General features: G+C 68.6%; 20 protein-coding genes. 7 read left to right on the top strand and 13 right to left on the bottom strand.

Going from position 1 to position 15,942, the window contains the following annotated elements; genetic code table 11:
- Nucleotides 1–100 precede the first annotated feature (100 nt).
- Both NLI01S_RS21525 and NLI01S_RS21520 read left to right on the top strand, forming a co-directional pair.
- Nucleotides 101–991 carry an amidohydrolase family protein gene (locus tag NLI01S_RS21525; RefSeq protein WP_067607492.1) on the top strand — a complete coding sequence of 297 codons (891 nt, stop codon included), beginning with the start codon at nucleotides 101–103 and terminating at the stop codon, nucleotides 989–991.
- 42 nt (nucleotides 992–1,033) lie between these two features.
- Nucleotides 1,034–2,605 (top strand): long-chain-fatty-acid--CoA ligase, encoded by a 1,572-nt coding sequence (locus tag NLI01S_RS21520; protein ID WP_067607489.1) that lies wholly within the window; start codon nucleotides 1,034–1,036, stop codon nucleotides 2,603–2,605.
- 62 nt (nucleotides 2,606–2,667) lie between these two features.
- Here NLI01S_RS21520 and NLI01S_RS21515 read toward each other — a convergent pair whose 3' ends face one another.
- Complete coding sequence (locus tag NLI01S_RS21515; RefSeq protein WP_067607486.1) at nucleotides 2,668–3,456, bottom strand: VOC family protein; 789 nt, start codon at nucleotides 3,454–3,456, stop codon at nucleotides 2,668–2,670.
- 86 nt (nucleotides 3,457–3,542) lie between these two features.
- Nucleotides 3,543–4,340: a VOC family protein gene (locus tag NLI01S_RS21510; RefSeq protein WP_067607483.1), complete on the bottom strand. Its 798-nt coding sequence runs from the start codon at nucleotides 4,338–4,340 to the stop codon at nucleotides 3,543–3,545.
- A gap of 132 nt (nucleotides 4,341–4,472) precedes the next feature.
- Here NLI01S_RS21510 and NLI01S_RS21505 point away from each other — a divergent pair, with 132 nt between their 5' ends.
- The 3 genes from NLI01S_RS21505 (at nucleotide 4,473) to NLI01S_RS21495 (ending at nucleotide 6,080) form a co-directional block, all read left to right on the top strand.
- A complete protein-coding gene (locus tag NLI01S_RS21505; RefSeq protein ID WP_084392785.1) occupies nucleotides 4,473–5,396 on the top strand; it encodes a PfkB family carbohydrate kinase in 924 nt (307 codons plus the stop codon).
- Nucleotides 5,397–5,571: 175 nt separating this feature from the next.
- A complete protein-coding gene (locus tag NLI01S_RS21500) occupies nucleotides 5,572–5,823 on the top strand; it encodes a type II toxin-antitoxin system Phd/YefM family antitoxin (protein WP_067607479.1) in 252 nt (83 codons plus the stop codon).
- Nucleotides 5,820–6,080 carry a Txe/YoeB family addiction module toxin gene (locus tag NLI01S_RS21495; RefSeq protein WP_067607476.1) on the top strand — a complete coding sequence of 87 codons (261 nt, stop codon included), beginning with the start codon at nucleotides 5,820–5,822 and terminating at the stop codon, nucleotides 6,078–6,080. Before NLI01S_RS21500 ends, NLI01S_RS21495 begins: the two co-directional genes overlap by 4 nt.
- Nucleotides 6,081–6,159: 79 nt before the next feature.
- Here NLI01S_RS21495 and NLI01S_RS21490 read toward each other — a convergent pair whose 3' ends face one another.
- The 5 genes from NLI01S_RS21490 to NLI01S_RS21470 all read right to left on the bottom strand — a co-directional run bounded on the left by NLI01S_RS21490 (nucleotide 6,160) and on the right by NLI01S_RS21470 (nucleotide 8,161).
- Nucleotides 6,160–6,576, bottom strand: coding sequence for a GNAT family N-acetyltransferase (locus NLI01S_RS21490; RefSeq protein ID WP_223809331.1), 417 nt, complete (start codon nucleotides 6,574–6,576; stop codon nucleotides 6,160–6,162).
- Between the two features lie 162 nt (nucleotides 6,577–6,738).
- Complete coding sequence (locus tag NLI01S_RS26510) at nucleotides 6,739–6,888, bottom strand: hypothetical protein (RefSeq protein ID WP_223809330.1); 150 nt, start codon at nucleotides 6,886–6,888, stop codon at nucleotides 6,739–6,741.
- 142 nt (nucleotides 6,889–7,030) lie between these two features.
- Nucleotides 7,031–7,282, bottom strand: a complete 252-nt coding sequence (locus NLI01S_RS21480; RefSeq protein ID WP_067607473.1) for a Smr/MutS family protein — start codon at nucleotides 7,280–7,282, stop codon at nucleotides 7,031–7,033.
- A 106-nt stretch (nucleotides 7,283–7,388) separates the two neighbouring features.
- A complete protein-coding gene (locus NLI01S_RS21475) occupies nucleotides 7,389–7,823 on the bottom strand; it encodes a hypothetical protein (RefSeq protein WP_223809329.1) in 435 nt (144 codons plus the stop codon).
- A complete protein-coding gene (locus tag NLI01S_RS21470; protein ID WP_067607471.1) occupies nucleotides 7,820–8,161 on the bottom strand; it encodes a hypothetical protein in 342 nt (113 codons plus the stop codon). Before NLI01S_RS21470 ends, NLI01S_RS21475 begins: the two co-directional genes overlap by 4 nt.
- A 174-nt stretch (nucleotides 8,162–8,335) precedes the next feature.
- Between NLI01S_RS21470 and NLI01S_RS21465 the strand changes: the two genes are divergently transcribed.
- Nucleotides 8,336–8,575, top strand: coding sequence for a GntR family transcriptional regulator (locus NLI01S_RS21465; RefSeq protein WP_084392783.1), 240 nt, complete (start codon nucleotides 8,336–8,338; stop codon nucleotides 8,573–8,575).
- Between the two features lie 50 nt (nucleotides 8,576–8,625).
- On the opposite strand, the gene NLI01S_RS21460 is transcribed toward NLI01S_RS21465, so the two are convergent.
- The 5 genes from NLI01S_RS21460 to NLI01S_RS21440 all read right to left on the bottom strand — a co-directional run bounded on the left by NLI01S_RS21460 (nucleotide 8,626) and on the right by NLI01S_RS21440 (nucleotide 12,890).
- Nucleotides 8,626–9,111 carry a GNAT family N-acetyltransferase gene (locus tag NLI01S_RS21460; protein WP_067607467.1) on the bottom strand — a complete coding sequence of 162 codons (486 nt, stop codon included), beginning with the start codon at nucleotides 9,109–9,111 and terminating at the stop codon, nucleotides 8,626–8,628.
- Nucleotides 9,108–9,920: a TIGR02452 family protein gene (locus tag NLI01S_RS21455; RefSeq protein WP_067607464.1), complete on the bottom strand. Its 813-nt coding sequence runs from the start codon at nucleotides 9,918–9,920 to the stop codon at nucleotides 9,108–9,110. The genes NLI01S_RS21460 and NLI01S_RS21455 overlap by 4 nt, the downstream gene beginning before the upstream one ends.
- A 99-nt stretch (nucleotides 9,921–10,019) precedes the next feature.
- The gene (locus NLI01S_RS21450; RefSeq protein WP_067607533.1) at nucleotides 10,020–10,805 is read right to left on the bottom strand and encodes a class I SAM-dependent methyltransferase; all 786 of its coding nucleotides are present in this window, start codon (nucleotides 10,803–10,805) and stop codon (nucleotides 10,020–10,022) included.
- Nucleotides 10,806–10,860: 55 nt separating this feature from the next.
- Nucleotides 10,861–11,748, bottom strand: a complete 888-nt coding sequence (locus NLI01S_RS21445) for an SURF1 family cytochrome oxidase biogenesis protein (protein ID WP_067607461.1) — start codon at nucleotides 11,746–11,748, stop codon at nucleotides 10,861–10,863.
- A gap of 101 nt (nucleotides 11,749–11,849) precedes the next feature.
- Nucleotides 11,850–12,890 carry a chaplin gene (locus NLI01S_RS21440; protein WP_067607458.1) on the bottom strand — a complete coding sequence of 347 codons (1,041 nt, stop codon included), beginning with the start codon at nucleotides 12,888–12,890 and terminating at the stop codon, nucleotides 11,850–11,852.
- 779 nt (nucleotides 12,891–13,669) lie between these two features.
- On the opposite strand from NLI01S_RS21440, the gene NLI01S_RS21435 reads away from it, so the two are divergent.
- Nucleotides 13,670–14,791 carry a CapA family protein gene (locus NLI01S_RS21435; RefSeq protein WP_067607456.1) on the top strand — a complete coding sequence of 374 codons (1,122 nt, stop codon included), beginning with the start codon at nucleotides 13,670–13,672 and terminating at the stop codon, nucleotides 14,789–14,791.
- An 88-nt stretch (nucleotides 14,792–14,879) separates the two neighbouring features.
- On the opposite strand, the gene add is transcribed toward NLI01S_RS21435, so the two are convergent.
- The gene (add, locus tag NLI01S_RS21430; RefSeq protein WP_067607454.1) at nucleotides 14,880–15,896 is read right to left on the bottom strand and encodes an adenosine deaminase; all 1,017 of its coding nucleotides are present in this window, start codon (nucleotides 15,894–15,896) and stop codon (nucleotides 14,880–14,882) included.
- Nucleotides 15,897–15,942 lie beyond the last annotated feature (46 nt).

Below are 15,942 nucleotides of genomic sequence, written 5' to 3'. Positions count from 1 at the left end.
ACCGGCTCCCCCGGGGTCGGTCCGCCCCGAGCACCCCTCCGAGTGGCCGGTCCCCGCCCCGGCTCCGAACACCGCTCGGACGGGCCATAAGCTGGATGGTGTGACTGGAGTCTCATCATTGGTCGGGGCCGACGAGAGAGCCGAGGTCCGCCGAGTCTGGCGGGACCTCGGACTCCCCGGCCTCGTGGACGTGCACACCCACTTCATGCCCGACAACGTCCTGAGCAAGGTGTGGGCCTACTTCGACGCCCTCGGTGACGGCGTCTGGCCCATCACCTACCGCTTCGACCAGGACGAGCGCCTGGACGTCCTGCGCGGCTTCGGGGTCCGGTACTTCACCGCGCTGTCCTACCCGCACCGCCCGGACATGGCCCGCTGGCTCAACTCCTGGGCCGCCTCCTTCACCGAGGGCAATCCCGACTGTCTGCGCAGCGCCACCTTCTACCCCGAACCCGACGCCAAGGACTACGTGGCCGAGGCGATCGACTCCGGGACCCGGGTCTTCAAGGCCCACTTGCAGGTGGGCGCATACGACCCGCGCGACCCGCTGCTCACCGACGTGTGGGGGACGCTCGCCGACGCCGGGACCCCGGTGGTCGTGCACTGCGGTTCCGGTCCGATGCCGGGTGATTTCACCGGGCCCGGTCCCTTCTCCGAGGTGTTGCGCGCACACCCCCGGCTCACCGCGGTGGTCGCCCACGCCGGCGCACCCGAGTACACGGCCTTCCTCGATCTGGTCGAACGGTACGAACGCGTGCACCTGGACACCACCATGGCGTTCACGCCCTACATCGAACGGATGTCGCCCTTCCCGCGCGCGGAACTCCCACGGCTGCGCGACCTCGGGCACCGTGTCCTGTTGGGTACGGACTTCCCGAACATCCCCTACGCCTACCTCGAGCAGATCCGGGCCCTGGTCGACCTCGACCTGGGGTCCGCCTGGCTGCGCGGAGTCCTGCACGACAACGCGGTCGGACTGTTCGGGCTCTGACCACCACCACACGAACCTGCTGAAGTCGAAGGAGAGGGCACCTTGGAACTCACACTGACGCCGCTGGAGTTCGCCCGCCGCACCCGCAGGCTGTATCCACAGCGCGAGGCGGTGGTCGACGGGGACCTACGCCTGACCTACGAACAGTTCTTCGACCGCTGCGACCGCTGGTCCTCGGCCCTCCAGGCCATGGGGGTGGCCCAGGGCGACCGTGTCGCCTACATCGCGCCCAACACCCACGCACAACTCGAATCGTTCTACGCCGTCCCACAGCTGGGCGCGGTGCTCGTCCCGGTCAACTTCCGGCTCACCGCCGAGGACTTCGTCTACATCGTCAACCACTCCGGTGCCAAGGTGCTGTGCGTGCACGCCGACCAACTCGGCGCAGTGGACTCGGTGCGCGACCGGATGCCCGGGGTGGAACGCTTCGTGGCCCTCGAAGGCTCGCGCGAGGGTTGGCAGGACTACGAGGCGCTCATCGCCGCCACCTCCCCGGACTTCCAGCACCCGGAGATCGCCGAGACCGACCTGCTCACCATCAACTACACCTCCGGGACCACCGCCCGCCCCAAGGGGGTGATGATCACCCACCGCAACGCGTACATGAACTCGGTGGGCACCCTGCTGCACCTGCGCGTGGAGCTGGGGCAGAAGTACCTGTGGACCCTCCCGATGTTCCACGCCAACGGGTGGACCTACACCTGGACGGTGACCGCCGCGGGCGGCACGCACGTGTGCCTTCCGGTGATGGACCCGGCGCGGGTGTTCGAACTGATCCGGACCGAGGAGGTGAGCTGGTTGTGCGCGGCCCCGACCGTGCTCATCATGCTCGCCAACACCCCGGAGGAGGTCCGTGGCGGCGTCCCGCCCGGTGTGCACGTGGTCACCGCCGGTGCCTCCCCCGCGTCGGAGACCATCGAACGGCTGGAGGAGGACTTCGGCTGGACCATCACCCACGTGTACGGGCTGACCGAGACCACCCCGTTCATCACCGTCTGCGAGCCGCGCCCGGAACACCGGGAACTGTCGGTGCGCGACCGCGGCACGCTCAAGGCCCGTCAGGGCGTCGAGCTCATCACCTCCGGTGAACTGCGCGTGGTGGACGGCGAAGGCGTCGAGGTGCCCTGGGACGGCAAGACCGTCGGCCAGATCACCGTGCGCGGCAACGTCGTCATGAAGGGGTACTACAACGATCCCGAGGCCACCGAGAAGGCCATGGGCGACGGCTGGTTCCGCAGTGGGGACGCCGCCGTCGTCCACCCCGACGGCTACGCCGAGATCCAGGATCGGATCAAGGACGTGATCATCTCCGGTGGGGAGAACATCTCATCGGTGGAGGTGGAGGGTGTGCTGCTGCGCCACCCGGCCGTCCTGGAGGCCGCGATCGTGGGTGTGCCGCACGAGCGCTGGGGTGAGACCCCGCGCGCCTTCGTGGTGCTCCAGGAGGGGGCCACGACCACGGAGGAGGAGATGATCGCGTTCACCCGTGAGCACCTCGCCCACTTCAAGGCGCCCACCCAGGTGGAGTTCGTGGACCAACTGCCCAAGACCGCCACCGGCAAGATCCAGAAGTTCGTGCTGCGCGGCGGTTCCTCCGCCGTCTCCCGCCAGTAGCGACGGTGAGGCGGGGCGGCTCGCGTGCCACCCCGCCTCGTTCCCGGATCATCCCGGAGAGATCACTCCGGTGACGGGGTGAGCAGGACGAACCCCGCGGAGAAGGGGTCGGCGCAGACCGCGAGCCGCCCCACACCGTGCGTGGTCTCCGGCCCCACGTGGACCTGGCCGCCCGCCTCACGCACCCGGATGACGGCGTCGTCGCAGTCGGCGACGTGGAAGACGGGATGCCAGTCGGCGGCACCCTTCGTCTGTGGCGGGTCCTCGGCCCGCACGCCCATGATCCCGCCGAAGTAGCGGTCCTCGCCCTGTTCGGCCGGGCGGATGGTGGAGTACACCTGATCACCCATCGGAACGTCGTTGAACTCCCAGCCGAGCAGGGCCCCGTAGAAGTCCTTGGCCCCCACCACCGAGGGCGTCCACAGCTCGGTCCACATGAGCGAACCCGGAACGTCGACCGCTTCCGCGCCGGCGAAGCCTCGCGGCTGCCAGAGCGGGACCGCGCCGCCCTGCGGGTCGCTCAGGAAGGCCATCCGTCCCAGATCCATCACGTCCATGGGGTCGATGTGGACCGTCGCGCCCAGGGCCCTGGCGGCGTTCACGGTCCCGTCCAGGTCCGGGGTGGTCAGGTGGACGGTCCAGGAGATCGGCTGTTCCTCCGACATCCGTGGGCTGAGCGCGCCCACGAGCGCACCGTCCAACCGGAAGTTCACGTAGCCGCCGGTCTCCGGTCCGGCCGACTCGGCCTCCCAGCCGAACAGCGCGCCATAGAACGCGGCCGAGGCCTCGACGTCCGGGCTGGTCACCTCGGCCCAGCAGGGCGAGCCGGGTACGTAGTCAGTGGTGATCATCAGGTCGCCTCCTGTGTCGACTTCCCAGTGTGCTGTCGGATACCGACATTTCGTGGCTCGCCGCGGTGCGGGTTCGGGGCCCGGGCTCAGAGATGTCCGTTCAACGGCTCCAGGATCACGAACCCGGCGGAGAGCGGGTCCGAGCAGACCGCCAGCCGCCCCACCCCGGGTACGTCGTGCGGCCCCACGTGCACCCGACCGCCCGAATCCCGTACCGACGCCGCCACCGCGTCACAGTCCGCCGCCTGGAACACCGGGTGCCAGTCGGCGAAGCCCTCGATCTGGGGCAGTTGCACGGGAGGCATCTCCATCATCCCGCCGAAGTAACGGTCCTCGCCCGCCCCGGACGGACGCGCCATCGTATAGGTCTCCTCGTCGGCGAGGGGGATGTCGACGCACCGCCAGCCGAACAGATCACGGTAGAAGTCCTCGGCACTCTGCACCGAGGTGGTCCACAGTTGCACCCAGCACAGTGCTCCCGGGCGGTCGGTCACCTCCATACCGACGAAGGTGCCGGGTTGCCAGAGGGCGAACCAGCCGCCTTGCGAGTCGGTGGCGTGCGCCACCGTGCCCAGTTCGAACACCTCGGTGGGCTCCACCTGGAGGGTGCCTCCCAACTCCCGCACACGCCGAGCGGTCGCCTCGATGTCGTCGACTTGGAAGTAGACCGTCCAGGACTGCGCTTCCTCGTCGACGATGCGCGCACCGATCCCGGCCACGTTTCCACCATCCGACCTCATGATCGGGTAGTCGCCGACTCGCGCTCCCCCGCTCTCGGCCTCCCAGCGGAACACCCGCTTGTAGAAGTCCGCCGAGGCCTCGGGGGAATCGGACCCCAGTTCGATCCATCGGGGCGAGCCGTTGACGAAGTCGGTGGTCAGCATGGGTTCTCCTCCTGTCGCGCCTTCCCTGTCGAGTCTGGGACGGAGGAGCCCACCTGAGCGGGACCGCCCCGGCAAAGACTCGACAACCGGCTACGAGATGATCCGAGGACGAGCCGACGAGAGGACCCGGAAGTGCCCCTGCGACTCCACCACGTGGGACCGGTGATCATCGACGTCGTGATGGAGGTCGACCACGTACCGGTGCCCGGCGGCGGTGCCTTCGCGAGCTCCGCGCGGGCCCTGCCCGGGGGCGGGTTCAACGTGGTCTCCGCCGCCGCGCGCGCCGGGTTGGAGGTGGAGTACGCGGGCGCGCACGGAACCGGACCCAACGGTGACCTGGTGCGGGCGGCCCTGCGCGAGGAGGGCGTGAAGGTCGCACATCCGCCTCGCCCGACCGACACCGGATTCTGCGTGGTCATGGTGGACCCGAGCGCCGAACGCACCTTCGTCACCCACCTGGGAGCCGAGATGGACCTGCCACTGTGCGACCTGAACGACCTGCGGCCGAGGCCGGGCGACTTCGTCTACGTGGTGGGCTACTCGCTGTTGCCTGGTGGGCGCGCCGACGACCTGGTGACCTGGATCGGTGGGCTCGCCCCCGGCGTGCGCCTCGTCCTCGACCCGGCGTCGGTGGTGGGGATGATTCCCGACTCGACCCTGGAACGGGTGCTGCCCCGGGTCGACGTGCTCAGCCTCAGCGCCGCCGAGGCGACCACACTCACCGGCACCTCCGATGGGATGGAGGCGGCCTCGGCCCTGTCCCGACGCGTCGAGGGCGTGGTGGTACTGCGCGCCGGCGCAGAGGGTTGCCTGGTCGCAGAACCCCACACCGCCCCCGTGCCGGTACCCGGGTTCGAGGTCGAGGCCGTGGACACCAACGGCGCGGGCGACGCGCACGTGGGGGTGTTCGTGGCCACCCTGGCGGCGGGAGAGGACCCGGTGTCGGCCGCCCGCCGGGCCAACGCCGCGGCGGCGCTGGCGGTGGCCCGCAAGGGCCCGGCCACCGCCCCCACCGCCGAGGAAGTGGAGGCGTTCCTCCAAGGCCGAGGTCGATGACCCCTCAGGCCTGTCCGGGCAGGGCCACGTGGACCCGGTGGGGCCCGTTGCAGTGCGATCCCAGGCCCACCATGAGGAAACCCCTTCACCCATCCAGTGACACAGAATTCTCACCCATACGTACAACTTCTTGTACAATGATGGCATGTCCGGTTGCACTACGAAGGGGCCAGGAATGAAGACCTTGACCTACTCGGAGTCCCGAGCCAACTACGCCGCGACACTCGACTCCGTGGTCGATGACCGGGAAGAGGTCGTCATCACGAGAGCCGGGCGCGAGCCGGTGGTGATGATGGCTTTGTCCGAGTACGAGACTCTGAAGGAGACCGCCTACCTGCTCCGCAGCCCTGAAAACGCCCGACGTCTGGTGACCGCGATCGAGGAGCTCGAAGCCGACCAGGGGATCGAACGGGAGCTCGGCGAGTGAAGTTGGTCTGGGCTGAGAGCGCCTGGGAAGACTACGTCTGGTGGCAGGGCCAGGACCGGAAGATCCTCAAACGCATCAACACCTTGATCAAGGACATCGCGCGCAACGGCAACGAAGGAATCGGTAAGCCGGAGCCGCTGCGACACGGTTTCCAAAGCTACTGGTCACGTCGCATCACCGATGAACACCGACTGGTGTACAAGCTGGTCGAAGAAGAGATCAGGATCGCCGCCTGTAGGTACCACTACGGCAAGTGACGCCTTACCCCCGTATTTGAAGTGGACGAAGGGCGGCCAGGCCACTCACGAAATCGGGCTTCGCCATGTCAGGGGAGGCTCAAGCCCGACCAGGCAGGGCGACATGGACCCGGTGGGCCCCGTTGTAGTGCGACCCCAGGCCCACCACGAGGAATCCCAGGCGTTCGGCCAACCGCAGGCTCGGGGCGTTGTCCACACGCACCAGCGCCCAGACCGAGTTCAGTCCCATTTCGTCGAGCCCGCGCCGAAGCAGCGCCAGGGCGGCCTCGGTCGCCAGACCACGGCCGCCATGACGCGCGGACAGGTACCATCCGATCTCCGGAAGGTCGCCGGGCAGTTCCTTCGAGGGGCGTAGGTGAGCCAGACCGATGAGGTCGTCGTCGAGCATGATGACCCAGTGCCCGAGTTCCGGTGGGCCCTCATAGGCGAGTCGGTTGTCCACCATCGCCCGGGCCACGTCCGGGTCGGAAAGGTCGGCGCCCAGGTGCGTGCTCATCGCCGGTCTGCGAACAGCGCCATCACGTCGTCGGCGTGCCGAGGCAATAGCGGAACCAACGATAGTCGCCCGGTCTCGACGATCGCCTGTTTCACGCCCATACGTCCCACCTCGCACGTCCACGGTGCCTGCGTCATCGCTCCGAGCACGCCTACCGGCCGGTCACAGGCCGGGCTCCTTGGCCAGATCCTCGGCGGACACGACCTCGGCGTCACCGGACCGGATCTCCTCCAGTCTCTGCTGCGCGACTCGTCCTTCGGCATCGGCCATCTGACAGATCGCGGCGTTGAGCAGGTAGGAAGACAAATCCATCCCAGCGCGCTCCGCATGGAATCTGACACGCTCCGCCTCATCCGGATCGAGGCTGACGCGGATTCTGACCTTTGCCATGGCACGATCGTAGGACTCGCGGCACTCCATGTCTCGACGTAACCGGTCCACAGGCCTCATCCGCTCAGTGCTTGAAGTGGATGAACAGGCGACCGAAGTTCTTCGAATCCTTCTCCACCCGGTGATAACGGGCCTTGACGTCCTTGCGGTCCAGGAAGCGCAGCACACGCTTCTTCAACTGGCCCGAACCCTTGCCCGGGATGATCTCCACGGTCTTGGCCTTCTTGCTCTCGGCCTCATCCATGATGTCGTTCAGGGCCTGGTCGATGCTGCGCCCCTTGTTGAAGATGTCGTGGAGATCGAGCTTGAGCCGCACGCTTCTTCCTCCCGGTCGGTTGGCACGGATGATACGCGCCCGACCCCCGCGCCCTCCGACCAGCCCGCGAAACCCCCGCTCCGAAGAGCGGGGGCGAGCGGCGAGGCTAGGCGCGGCGCCACGGTTCGGGCAGCGGAGACCCCGCGCGAAGCAGACCCTCCAGCGCCTTCCAATGACGGCAGGCTTCGCGGAGCGCGGTGAACATCGGGCCGATCTCCCCGGTCTCACGGAGCGCTTCGGATAGAGCGTCGTACACCCGGGTGACCGCCTCCATGTCGCCGTCGTTCCCGCTCGGGAACCAACCGGACGGCAACGGAGCGCCCGCACGGAGCAGGGAATCCAGCGTCGTGAACACGTTGTCGGCGCTGTTCAGGGTGGCCACCGCGTCGCACGGCAGCCCCGGCGAGGCCAGCAGTCGGCGGAGCTGCGCGGCGCAGGCGTTCACCACGAACGGTTCCGTGTGCTCGGTGTGCGATCCCTCGTGGCCATGGCCCAGGACACAGCGCGGCGACGCACAGTCCACAGGTTCGATGTTCGTCATGCCGCCACCCCCGCGGTGAACGCACGGGTTCCCGTGTGGTGGACGTAGTACCCGCGGACCAGCCGCACGGGCGGGAGCGGGTAGCGCGGGTCCACCATCAAGGGGTCGTCCCACGCCACGGTCGCGAGAGCCTCGTCGACGGGCTCGCGCGGAGCCGGGATCACCGGGGAGGAGCACACCGGCGCGGGTGAGGCCACATACCTGCGGACACGGCGGGCACGGTTTCGGCGCAGCTCGGCGAGGACGCCGGCGAAGCGGCCGTAGGGGTCGGCGTGGACGGCCTGCGAGGGCCTGATCAGCCTCAGTAGGCAGGCGAACAGAGCGATAAGGTAAGGCATGTTGCCGCTCCTTCTAAGCGGTGGCCATAGCCCCGGGGCGTGTTGGTGCACGTCGCCGGGGTTCCTCATGCGTGAGGACTCCTTCATCATAGACGAACTTGGCCCACCTGGCACGTGCTGGCTCGTACCTGACCGTTATGGCCCACATAATTACCGGCCGGATAGATTTGACCCGTGGTGGATCTAGATGGACCCGAACCGATGTACCGGCAGATCGCGCGAGTGTTGAGCGACCGGGTGAAGGACGGCCGGTATGCGGCCAACCGCGTGATGCCGTCAGAGTCCGACGTGTGCGAGGAATTCAACGTGTCACGTCGCACCGCGCGCTCCGCGTACGCCCTGCTGGCCGAGCAAGGGATCGTCACCCGTGTTCCCGGAAAGGGAACCTACGCCGCGGACCTGAATCAGACCTGAACAACGCGAATCCCCGGCCCCTCGCAAGGGCGACGGGGATCGTTGTCGTCTCACAGGCGCAGCTCGAAGCACATCCGGTCCGTACCGGGACCGTCGTAGTCCTCGTACGGGCCCGTCACGGCGAACCCCACTGATCGGTGGAAGGCGATCGACCGCTGGTTGGACGGAGAGGTCACCGCGCGCACCGCTCCCCTTCCCTCGGCGCGAGCCGCGTTGGTGAACAACCGGTACAGCTCGCGTGCCAACCCCGAACGACGATGCGCCGGAGCCACAGCCGCGAAGTGCACGTAGGCCTCCCCCGGCCGCGCCTGCGAGGGGAAACCCACCAGGAACCCGACCAAACTCCCCTCGTCCTCCGCGACGAGGCTGGTGGTGTGGAAGTGGTCCAGGAACAGCCGGGGCAGGATGTGCGTGACCGGCTTGCCCCACCAGGCGTCACACACCCGCAGAATCCGACCGTGATCATCCGGCCGGGCGTTGCGGATCAGCGTTCCGGACGGCCCACGGCTCTCCCACGTTCCACTCCAGGCGTTCATCCGCCGAAGACCTCCTCGAAGGGCGTCCGCACGGCCGGGTCTCGATCCAACACCGCGAACACCACCCGATCGAAGACCCCCGCGAACTCCCCCTTCAAGTGCCGTCCGAAGGCTCCGGCCACGGCGGCCGGGTCGTTGCCGAACACACCGCAACCCCAGGCGCCCAGAACGAGCCGAGTGGCGCCATGGTGGGCGGCCACCGCCAACACCCCGCGGGCCCGCGTCTCCAGCGCCTGTAGCACCCGGTCGGCGTGTTCGGGCTGGTTGCGTTCCACCATCCGCCGGTTGGGTGCGGGCGAGGTGAGGAAGTCGACCGGAACCGCCTCCGGCAACCAACCACCCTTGGCGTCGCGGTAGACCGGCACACTCGGCGACCAGATCACCCGGTCGGAGTACAGCAGGCTTCGCTCGGCCCGGTGGTGTTCGTAGTACTCGGGGCAACGGGTCAGCGAGTCGTACAGGGCGCTGGAACGGGCCAGGCTCTCCTCCTGGGCGCGCGCCCCGTTGACCACCCCGCCACCGGGGTTGCGGGCGGACGCGAAGTTGAGCGCCGCGACCCTGCCACCGCTCTCCCCGACCACCCGCCGTGCGGCGGCCAAGGTGTCCTCGCCGGTCACCTCGTAACGGGTGTCGAATCGCGGCTCGGGCACCGACAGCGCGGCGATCTCCTCGGGCAGGTGCAGCCGCGTACCCTCCCGCATCTCGGCGAGCGGACCCGTCAGGTCCACCGTCCGCCCTTCCACCGTGTAGTGGCCGGCCTCGTAGGCCTCTCGGGTCTGTCGCCACACCTCGCGCATACGTACGGACACCGTTTCTCCCTTCGTCCGGCCCGAAGCTACAGCGCGCTCCATCCGAACCCAAGGGGTTTTGCGTCCGCCCCAGACCACCGAACCGGGGAGACGGTCCGGCTACGGCTTGACCGCGCTGAACACCACGGTGCCGGGGATGAGGCGACCGCGCACCGGCCCCCAACCTCCCCACACCTGGTCGTTGTCCTCGGGCCACTCGGGTTCGACCAGGTCGCGCAGGACCAGGCCGGCCGACGTGATGCCCCGTACCCAGTCGCCGATCGTGTGGTGGTGTTCGGCGTAGATGGCGCGACCGTCCTCGTCCTCCTCCACGTAGGCACGCCGGTCGAAGTAGGACTGTTGGACGGTGAGCCCGTGTTCGGTGGGGTCGTCGGGAAAGCACCACCGGATCGGGTGGGTCACCGAGAACACGAACCGTCCCCCGGGCCGCAACGTCCGGGCCGCCTCGGCCAGCGCGCTCTCGGCGGCGGGCACGAAGGGGAACGCTCCGAAGGCGGAGAAGACCACGTCGAAGGAGCCGGTGGCGAACGGAAGACGCTGGGCGTCCGCCTGCACGGTGGGCACCCGCAGGTCGGTCTGCTCGTCGATCCGCCGCGAGTGCTGGAGCTGGCGCCACGAAAGGTCGAAGGCGACCACCTCCGCCACCCCCTGGGAGCGCAGCCACCGGGAGCACTGGCCGGCCCCGCATCCGATCTCCAGGACGCGGGCGTCGGTCACGTCACCGAGCAGCCGCGCCTCGGCCTCGTCGAGCCCCTCCGGGGACCAGACGAACCCGGCGTCGCGCAGGAAGTCCCCGTGTTCGGCCTGGTAGGCGTCGGCGGCCCCGTCCCACCAGTACCGCCCCGCCCGGGCGCTCTCCTTCGCGCCCACCGCGCGTCGGTCCATACCGCCGGGCACCGGGTACTCCGGTCCCCCGATCAGGTCGTCGTCCACGCCGCTCCTAGTTCTGTGTCTGTTGGATCCGGTCGGCGGAGGCCTCCTCGGGCACGGCCTTCTCCTCGGCCCCGGATTCGGCTTCCTTCTCGCCCTCGGCTCCGTCTCCGGGTTCGTCCTCGGGCCCGTCGGCGACCTCCTCCCCCGACCCGCCCTGGGGCGGATCGCGCAGCTCACGCCGGATGAGGATGACCCACCCGACCACCACGACGATGGTGAACACCCACCACTGGAAGGCGTAGGAGGCGCTCATGCCCAGGTTCTCCTCGCGCAGGGCGAGGCGTTCAGGCGCCGGATCCGGCGCGGGGTCCTGCTCGATGAGCTCCACGTAGCCGCCGTAGATCGGGTAGGGCAGCTCGTCGGAGAGTCGATCGACGTCGACGAACATGATCTGCCCCTCGGGCAGCCCCCCGTGTTCGCGCAGACCGGTGTTCTCCTCGGTCTCGCCGAACTGTAGACGCCCGGTCACCTCGATGGTGCCCTCCGGCACCGGGGGGACCTGCGGGGTGTCCTGCGCGGTCTCACCGCGTTCGATCCATCCCCGGTTGACGAGCAGGGCGGTCCCGTCCTCGGTGACCAGCGGGGTGAGGACGTGGAATCCCACCCCCTGGGAGCCGTCCCGGTTGCGCAGCAGCAACTGCTGGTCGGTGTCCCACTCCCCCTCCGCCTCGACGGTGCGCCACCGGTCGTCGGGATCGACGTCACCGCCCACACTGGCGAGTTCCTCCACCGGGACGGGCTCGGCGGCCACGTTGTCCCGCTGGAGGTCGACCGAAGCGGCACGCTGCTCGGCGCGGTCGAGCTGCCAGAACCCCAGCCAGATGAAGGACGGGACGATCAGCAGGACCAGCGCGTGGAAGGCCAGCATGCGTCTGGAGAACAGGACTTTGAGCACGTCTTCGAGGTTATGAGACGACCGCGGCCGTGCCGCACCGCCCCCGTGTCGGGAGCGGCGCGGCACGGCCGTTGAGCGTGGGTCCGTGCCCGGGGTGTGTCCTACTCCTCGTCGGCGGTGGCGGCGGCCTTGCGCTTGCGGGCGAAGTACAGGCCCGCGCCACCGGCGCCGACGGCGGCCAGGGCGGCGGCGACCAGGCCGCTCAGGGCGCTACCGGTAACGGCGAGCGCGGGGCCGTCGGCCTGGTCGGAGGGGGCGGGCTTGTCGTCGGAGGGCTCCTCCTCGCGGTCCTGCTCCTTCTCCGGCGTCTCCGGCTTCTCCTCGGGCTTCTCAGGGGTCTCCTCGGGAGTCTCGGGCTCCTCCTCCGGCTCCTCCGGGGTCTCCTCCGGCTCCTCGGGGGTCTCCGGCGGCTCTTCCTCGGAGATCGTCTCGATGCAGGAGGCCTCGGCCATGCCCAGGACGGAGACGGCGTTGCCGCAGATCTCGACCGCGGCGTCGACGGGGACGACCACCTGGTTTCCGCTGGCCACACCACCGGAACCGTCGGTGGAGACCTCGGTCGCGCCCTCGTTGTCCGGGGAGGCGTGGATGATGTTGATGATGGTGGTGCAGCTGGCGCTGGAGGCACCCAGGACCGCGACGGAGTTGCCGCAGATGTCGATGGCGGTGTCGACCGGCAGGACGATCTGGTTTCCACTGGCCACACCACCGGAACCATCGGTGGCGGCCTTGGTGCTCGCGGTGCCCTCCTCTTCCAGGACCTCCACGACGGAGGTGCACTCGGCCTCGGAGACACCGGCGACGGCGACGGAGTTACCGCACACGTCCAGGGCCGCGTCGACCGGAACGATGATCTGGTTTCCGCTGGCCACACCACCGGAACCATCGGTGGCGGCGGAATGGCCGCTGCTCTCGTAGAGGACTTCGGACACCTTGGTGCAGTCGGCCTTTGAGATACCCAGGATGGCGAGCGCGTTGCCGCACAGGTCGGCCTCGACGTCGACGGGGACGACCACCTGGTTTCCGCTGCCCACGCCGCCCGAGCCGTCGGTCTGGGCGTCGGCGAACGCGGCACCGATCGGCGCGAGCACCAGTCCGGCGGTCATTGCGGTGGCGAAGGAGTAACGGAGTGTGTTGCGCATGGTGCGGCTGGACCTTTCAGAAGACTGCCAGGGGATGCGCCGAGCGGAGCGCGGGTTTCGTGCGATCCGCACCTTTCGGTACCCGTGTTCGTGGGCACTCGGGAGGGTCGCACGGTGAACGGGCCCGGCCACCACAGATCGGTGGCACGGCGAGGTGGCCCGATTGTTCGTACAAGGGTGACGGTGACGCCCTTTCGGAGTTCGTTCCGAGGACAACCGCCAACGGACCGAAACGTTAGAGCAGAGCGCGGGGAAGCGCAGTGCTTTTCCCAGAACTTCCCGAACAACCTACGATCACCCTGCACGCACGGATGATCACTACTTGACATATCCACTGTTCAGGGCTTGAACATCGGCCACTCATCGACACGATCCGCACCTTGAATCCATCGATCGACGCCGAAAACTTTACTTCTCGACACGCCCGGAAAACCACTAAGGAACTTAGTGGGTTCGTCCTTCCACCTTCTTCGGGTCGCGCCTTAACCCATACATAGAAAATTGCCTGAATTGCGCACTATGCCCGAAGAGAGAACATCGGTCCACCCTATTATCGAAAACCCCGGGACCCCCACCCGGAGGTCCGTGTCATCGCTGGTCAAGACGCCTACGCTGACCATGTCGGGCCACTCCCGACCCGATTCTCATCGAACACCGAAGTCGAACACCCCAACAGGAAACCCGCGCCCCAACCGGTCGAATCGGCCAACCGGATCCGGCGGGCAGGCGTCCTCACATCCCATCGGACATGCCCTCGGGTCCCCCGCACGGAGCATGGAATGAACCCCGAACACACGCGTCCACGCAGGCTCCGGGTTCTCGCGGCCGGCACCGCGACCCTGGCGTTCGCCCTCTCCGCCGCCTGTTCCTCGGCAGGCCCGAACACATCGCCCGATGAGGGTGCCCTACCTCCCGGGAAAGGCACCGACACACCCCCTTCGTCCACCGAGGCGGCACCCGATCCCTTCACCATCGCCTTCGGCGGTGACGTGATGTTCGAGGGCCTGCTCCTGTCCCGACTCGACGACCCATCGACCGCCCTCGACCCGATCTCCGAACGGCTCTCCGCCGCCGACCTCGCCATGGTCAACCTGGAGACCGCGGTGACCGAGGCCGGCACACCCGTACCCGGCAAGGACTTCGTCTTCCGCGCCCCCGCGACCGCGTTGGAGGCCCTGGACTCCGCGGGCGTGGACGTGGCCACGGTCGCCAACAACCACGGCATGGACTACGGCGAGGAGGGACTCCTCGACACCCTGGACAACGGTGCCGACTCTCCCGTCACCCTCGTGGGCGCCGGTCACGACGCGGACGAGGCCTACGCCCCGCACGTCGCCGAGGTCGACGGCCAGAGCGTCGCCCTGTTCGGCGCCACCGACGTGCTGGACGAGGAGCTCATTCCCGCCTGGACCGCGAACGAGGACGGGCCCGGTCTGGCCACCACCAAGTACGAGATGAAGGACCGGCTGGTGGAGGCGGTCACGGGCGCCGCCGCCGAGCACGACAACGTCGTGGTCTTCCTGCACTGGGGGTTGGAGGGCGCGCACTGTCCACTTCCACACGCCCCCGCGCTGGCCGACGAGCTCATCGACGCCGGCGCCACCGCCGTGGTCGGCGGGCACGCGCACGTGTTGTCCCCGGGCGGATTCCAGGGCGACGCCTACGTGCACTACGGCCTGGGCAACTTCGTGTTCTACAACTTCGAGGGACCGACCGCCGAGACCGGGGTGCTCACCCTCACCCTCGACCAGGGCGGTGTCCTGGATGCCGATTGGGCTCCCGCCCGGATCCAGGACGGCGTGCCCGTTCCCTACGAGGGCCAGGACGCCGAACGGGCCCACCGAACGTGGGTGGACATGCGCACCGACTGCGGACTCCCGCTCAGCGACTCCCCGGTCTGATCCCCGGTTCTCACCCGAGACGCCGGCATCCGTTGCCGGGTACCGGCGCCCCGGCGTCCCGAAGACGAGGAGACCGGGCCGGCTCCCTTCAGGAAACTCCGTGCCGGGCGGCCACCGCGTCGATCTCCGCCAGCAGCGCACGACGGCGCGCCGCACCCAGGTAGGAGGCCTCGACGCCATTGCGGGCCAGGCGCACCGGTCCGGCCGCGCCCAGCAGGTCATGGGCGATCAGGTACTCGCCGGTCAGGTCGCTGCCGAACATCGTGGGGTCGTCGCTGTTGAGGGTGACCAACAGCCCCGCGTCGAGCATGGCGGGCAGGGGGTGGTCCTCGATCCGTTCCACCGCGCGGGTTCGCAGGTTGGAGGTGGGGCTGACGTCGATGGGCAGTTGCTCGTCGACCAGGCGGGCCACCAACTCCGGGTCCTTCATCGTGTCGATGCCGTGCCCGATCCGCTCCGCCTTCAGCACGTCCAACGCCTCACGGACCCGTACCGGTCCACCGTGCTCACCCGCGTGCGGCAGGCTCACCAGACCGGCGGCCCTGGCCCGTCCGAACACCTCGGCGTAGGGCTCCAGCGGGGACTCCACCCCGCCCACCCCGAGACCGATCACGCTCGACGGGCCGTCCCGGAGCACGGCCGCCACCGTTCGTTCGGCGGACTCCGGCCCGAAGTCCGCGGGGAAGTCGGGGATCCACCTGAGTTGGACGCCGTGGTCGCGTTCGGCCTCGATCCGGGCCCGTTCGATGCCGTCGAAGACCACCTTCGCCGGCACCCCGCGCATCAGGTGGGTGTACAGGCTCACGTGGACCTCCGCGTAGCGGACGTTCTGCGCGGCCAGCCGCTCGGCGACGACCGAGGTCAACAGCGCGAAGTCGGCCTCCTCCCGCAGCGTGCGCACCGACGCCAGGTAGACCTCGACGAAGTGCGGGAAGTCGGTGAACTCGTACCAACTCCGAAGTTCTTCGAGGGTGCCGGGGAGACCATCGACCCGGTGCCGTTTCGCCAGTTCGAAGAGGGTCTCGGCGGGCATCGACCCTTCGAGGTGGACGTGGAGTTCCACCTTGGGCAGGGCGTCGACGAGGGCGTGGGGATCCTGGGTCATGGAGACAACCTCGGGGCGTGGTGCGAATACGGTCGGTCTTCGCAAC

This window comes from Nocardiopsis listeri NBRC 13360 (assembly GCF_001570765.1).
Taxonomy (GTDB): Bacteria; Actinomycetota; Actinomycetes; order Streptosporangiales; family Streptosporangiaceae; genus Nocardiopsis; species Nocardiopsis listeri.
This window is presented reverse-complemented; position numbering and strand designations above follow the sequence as displayed.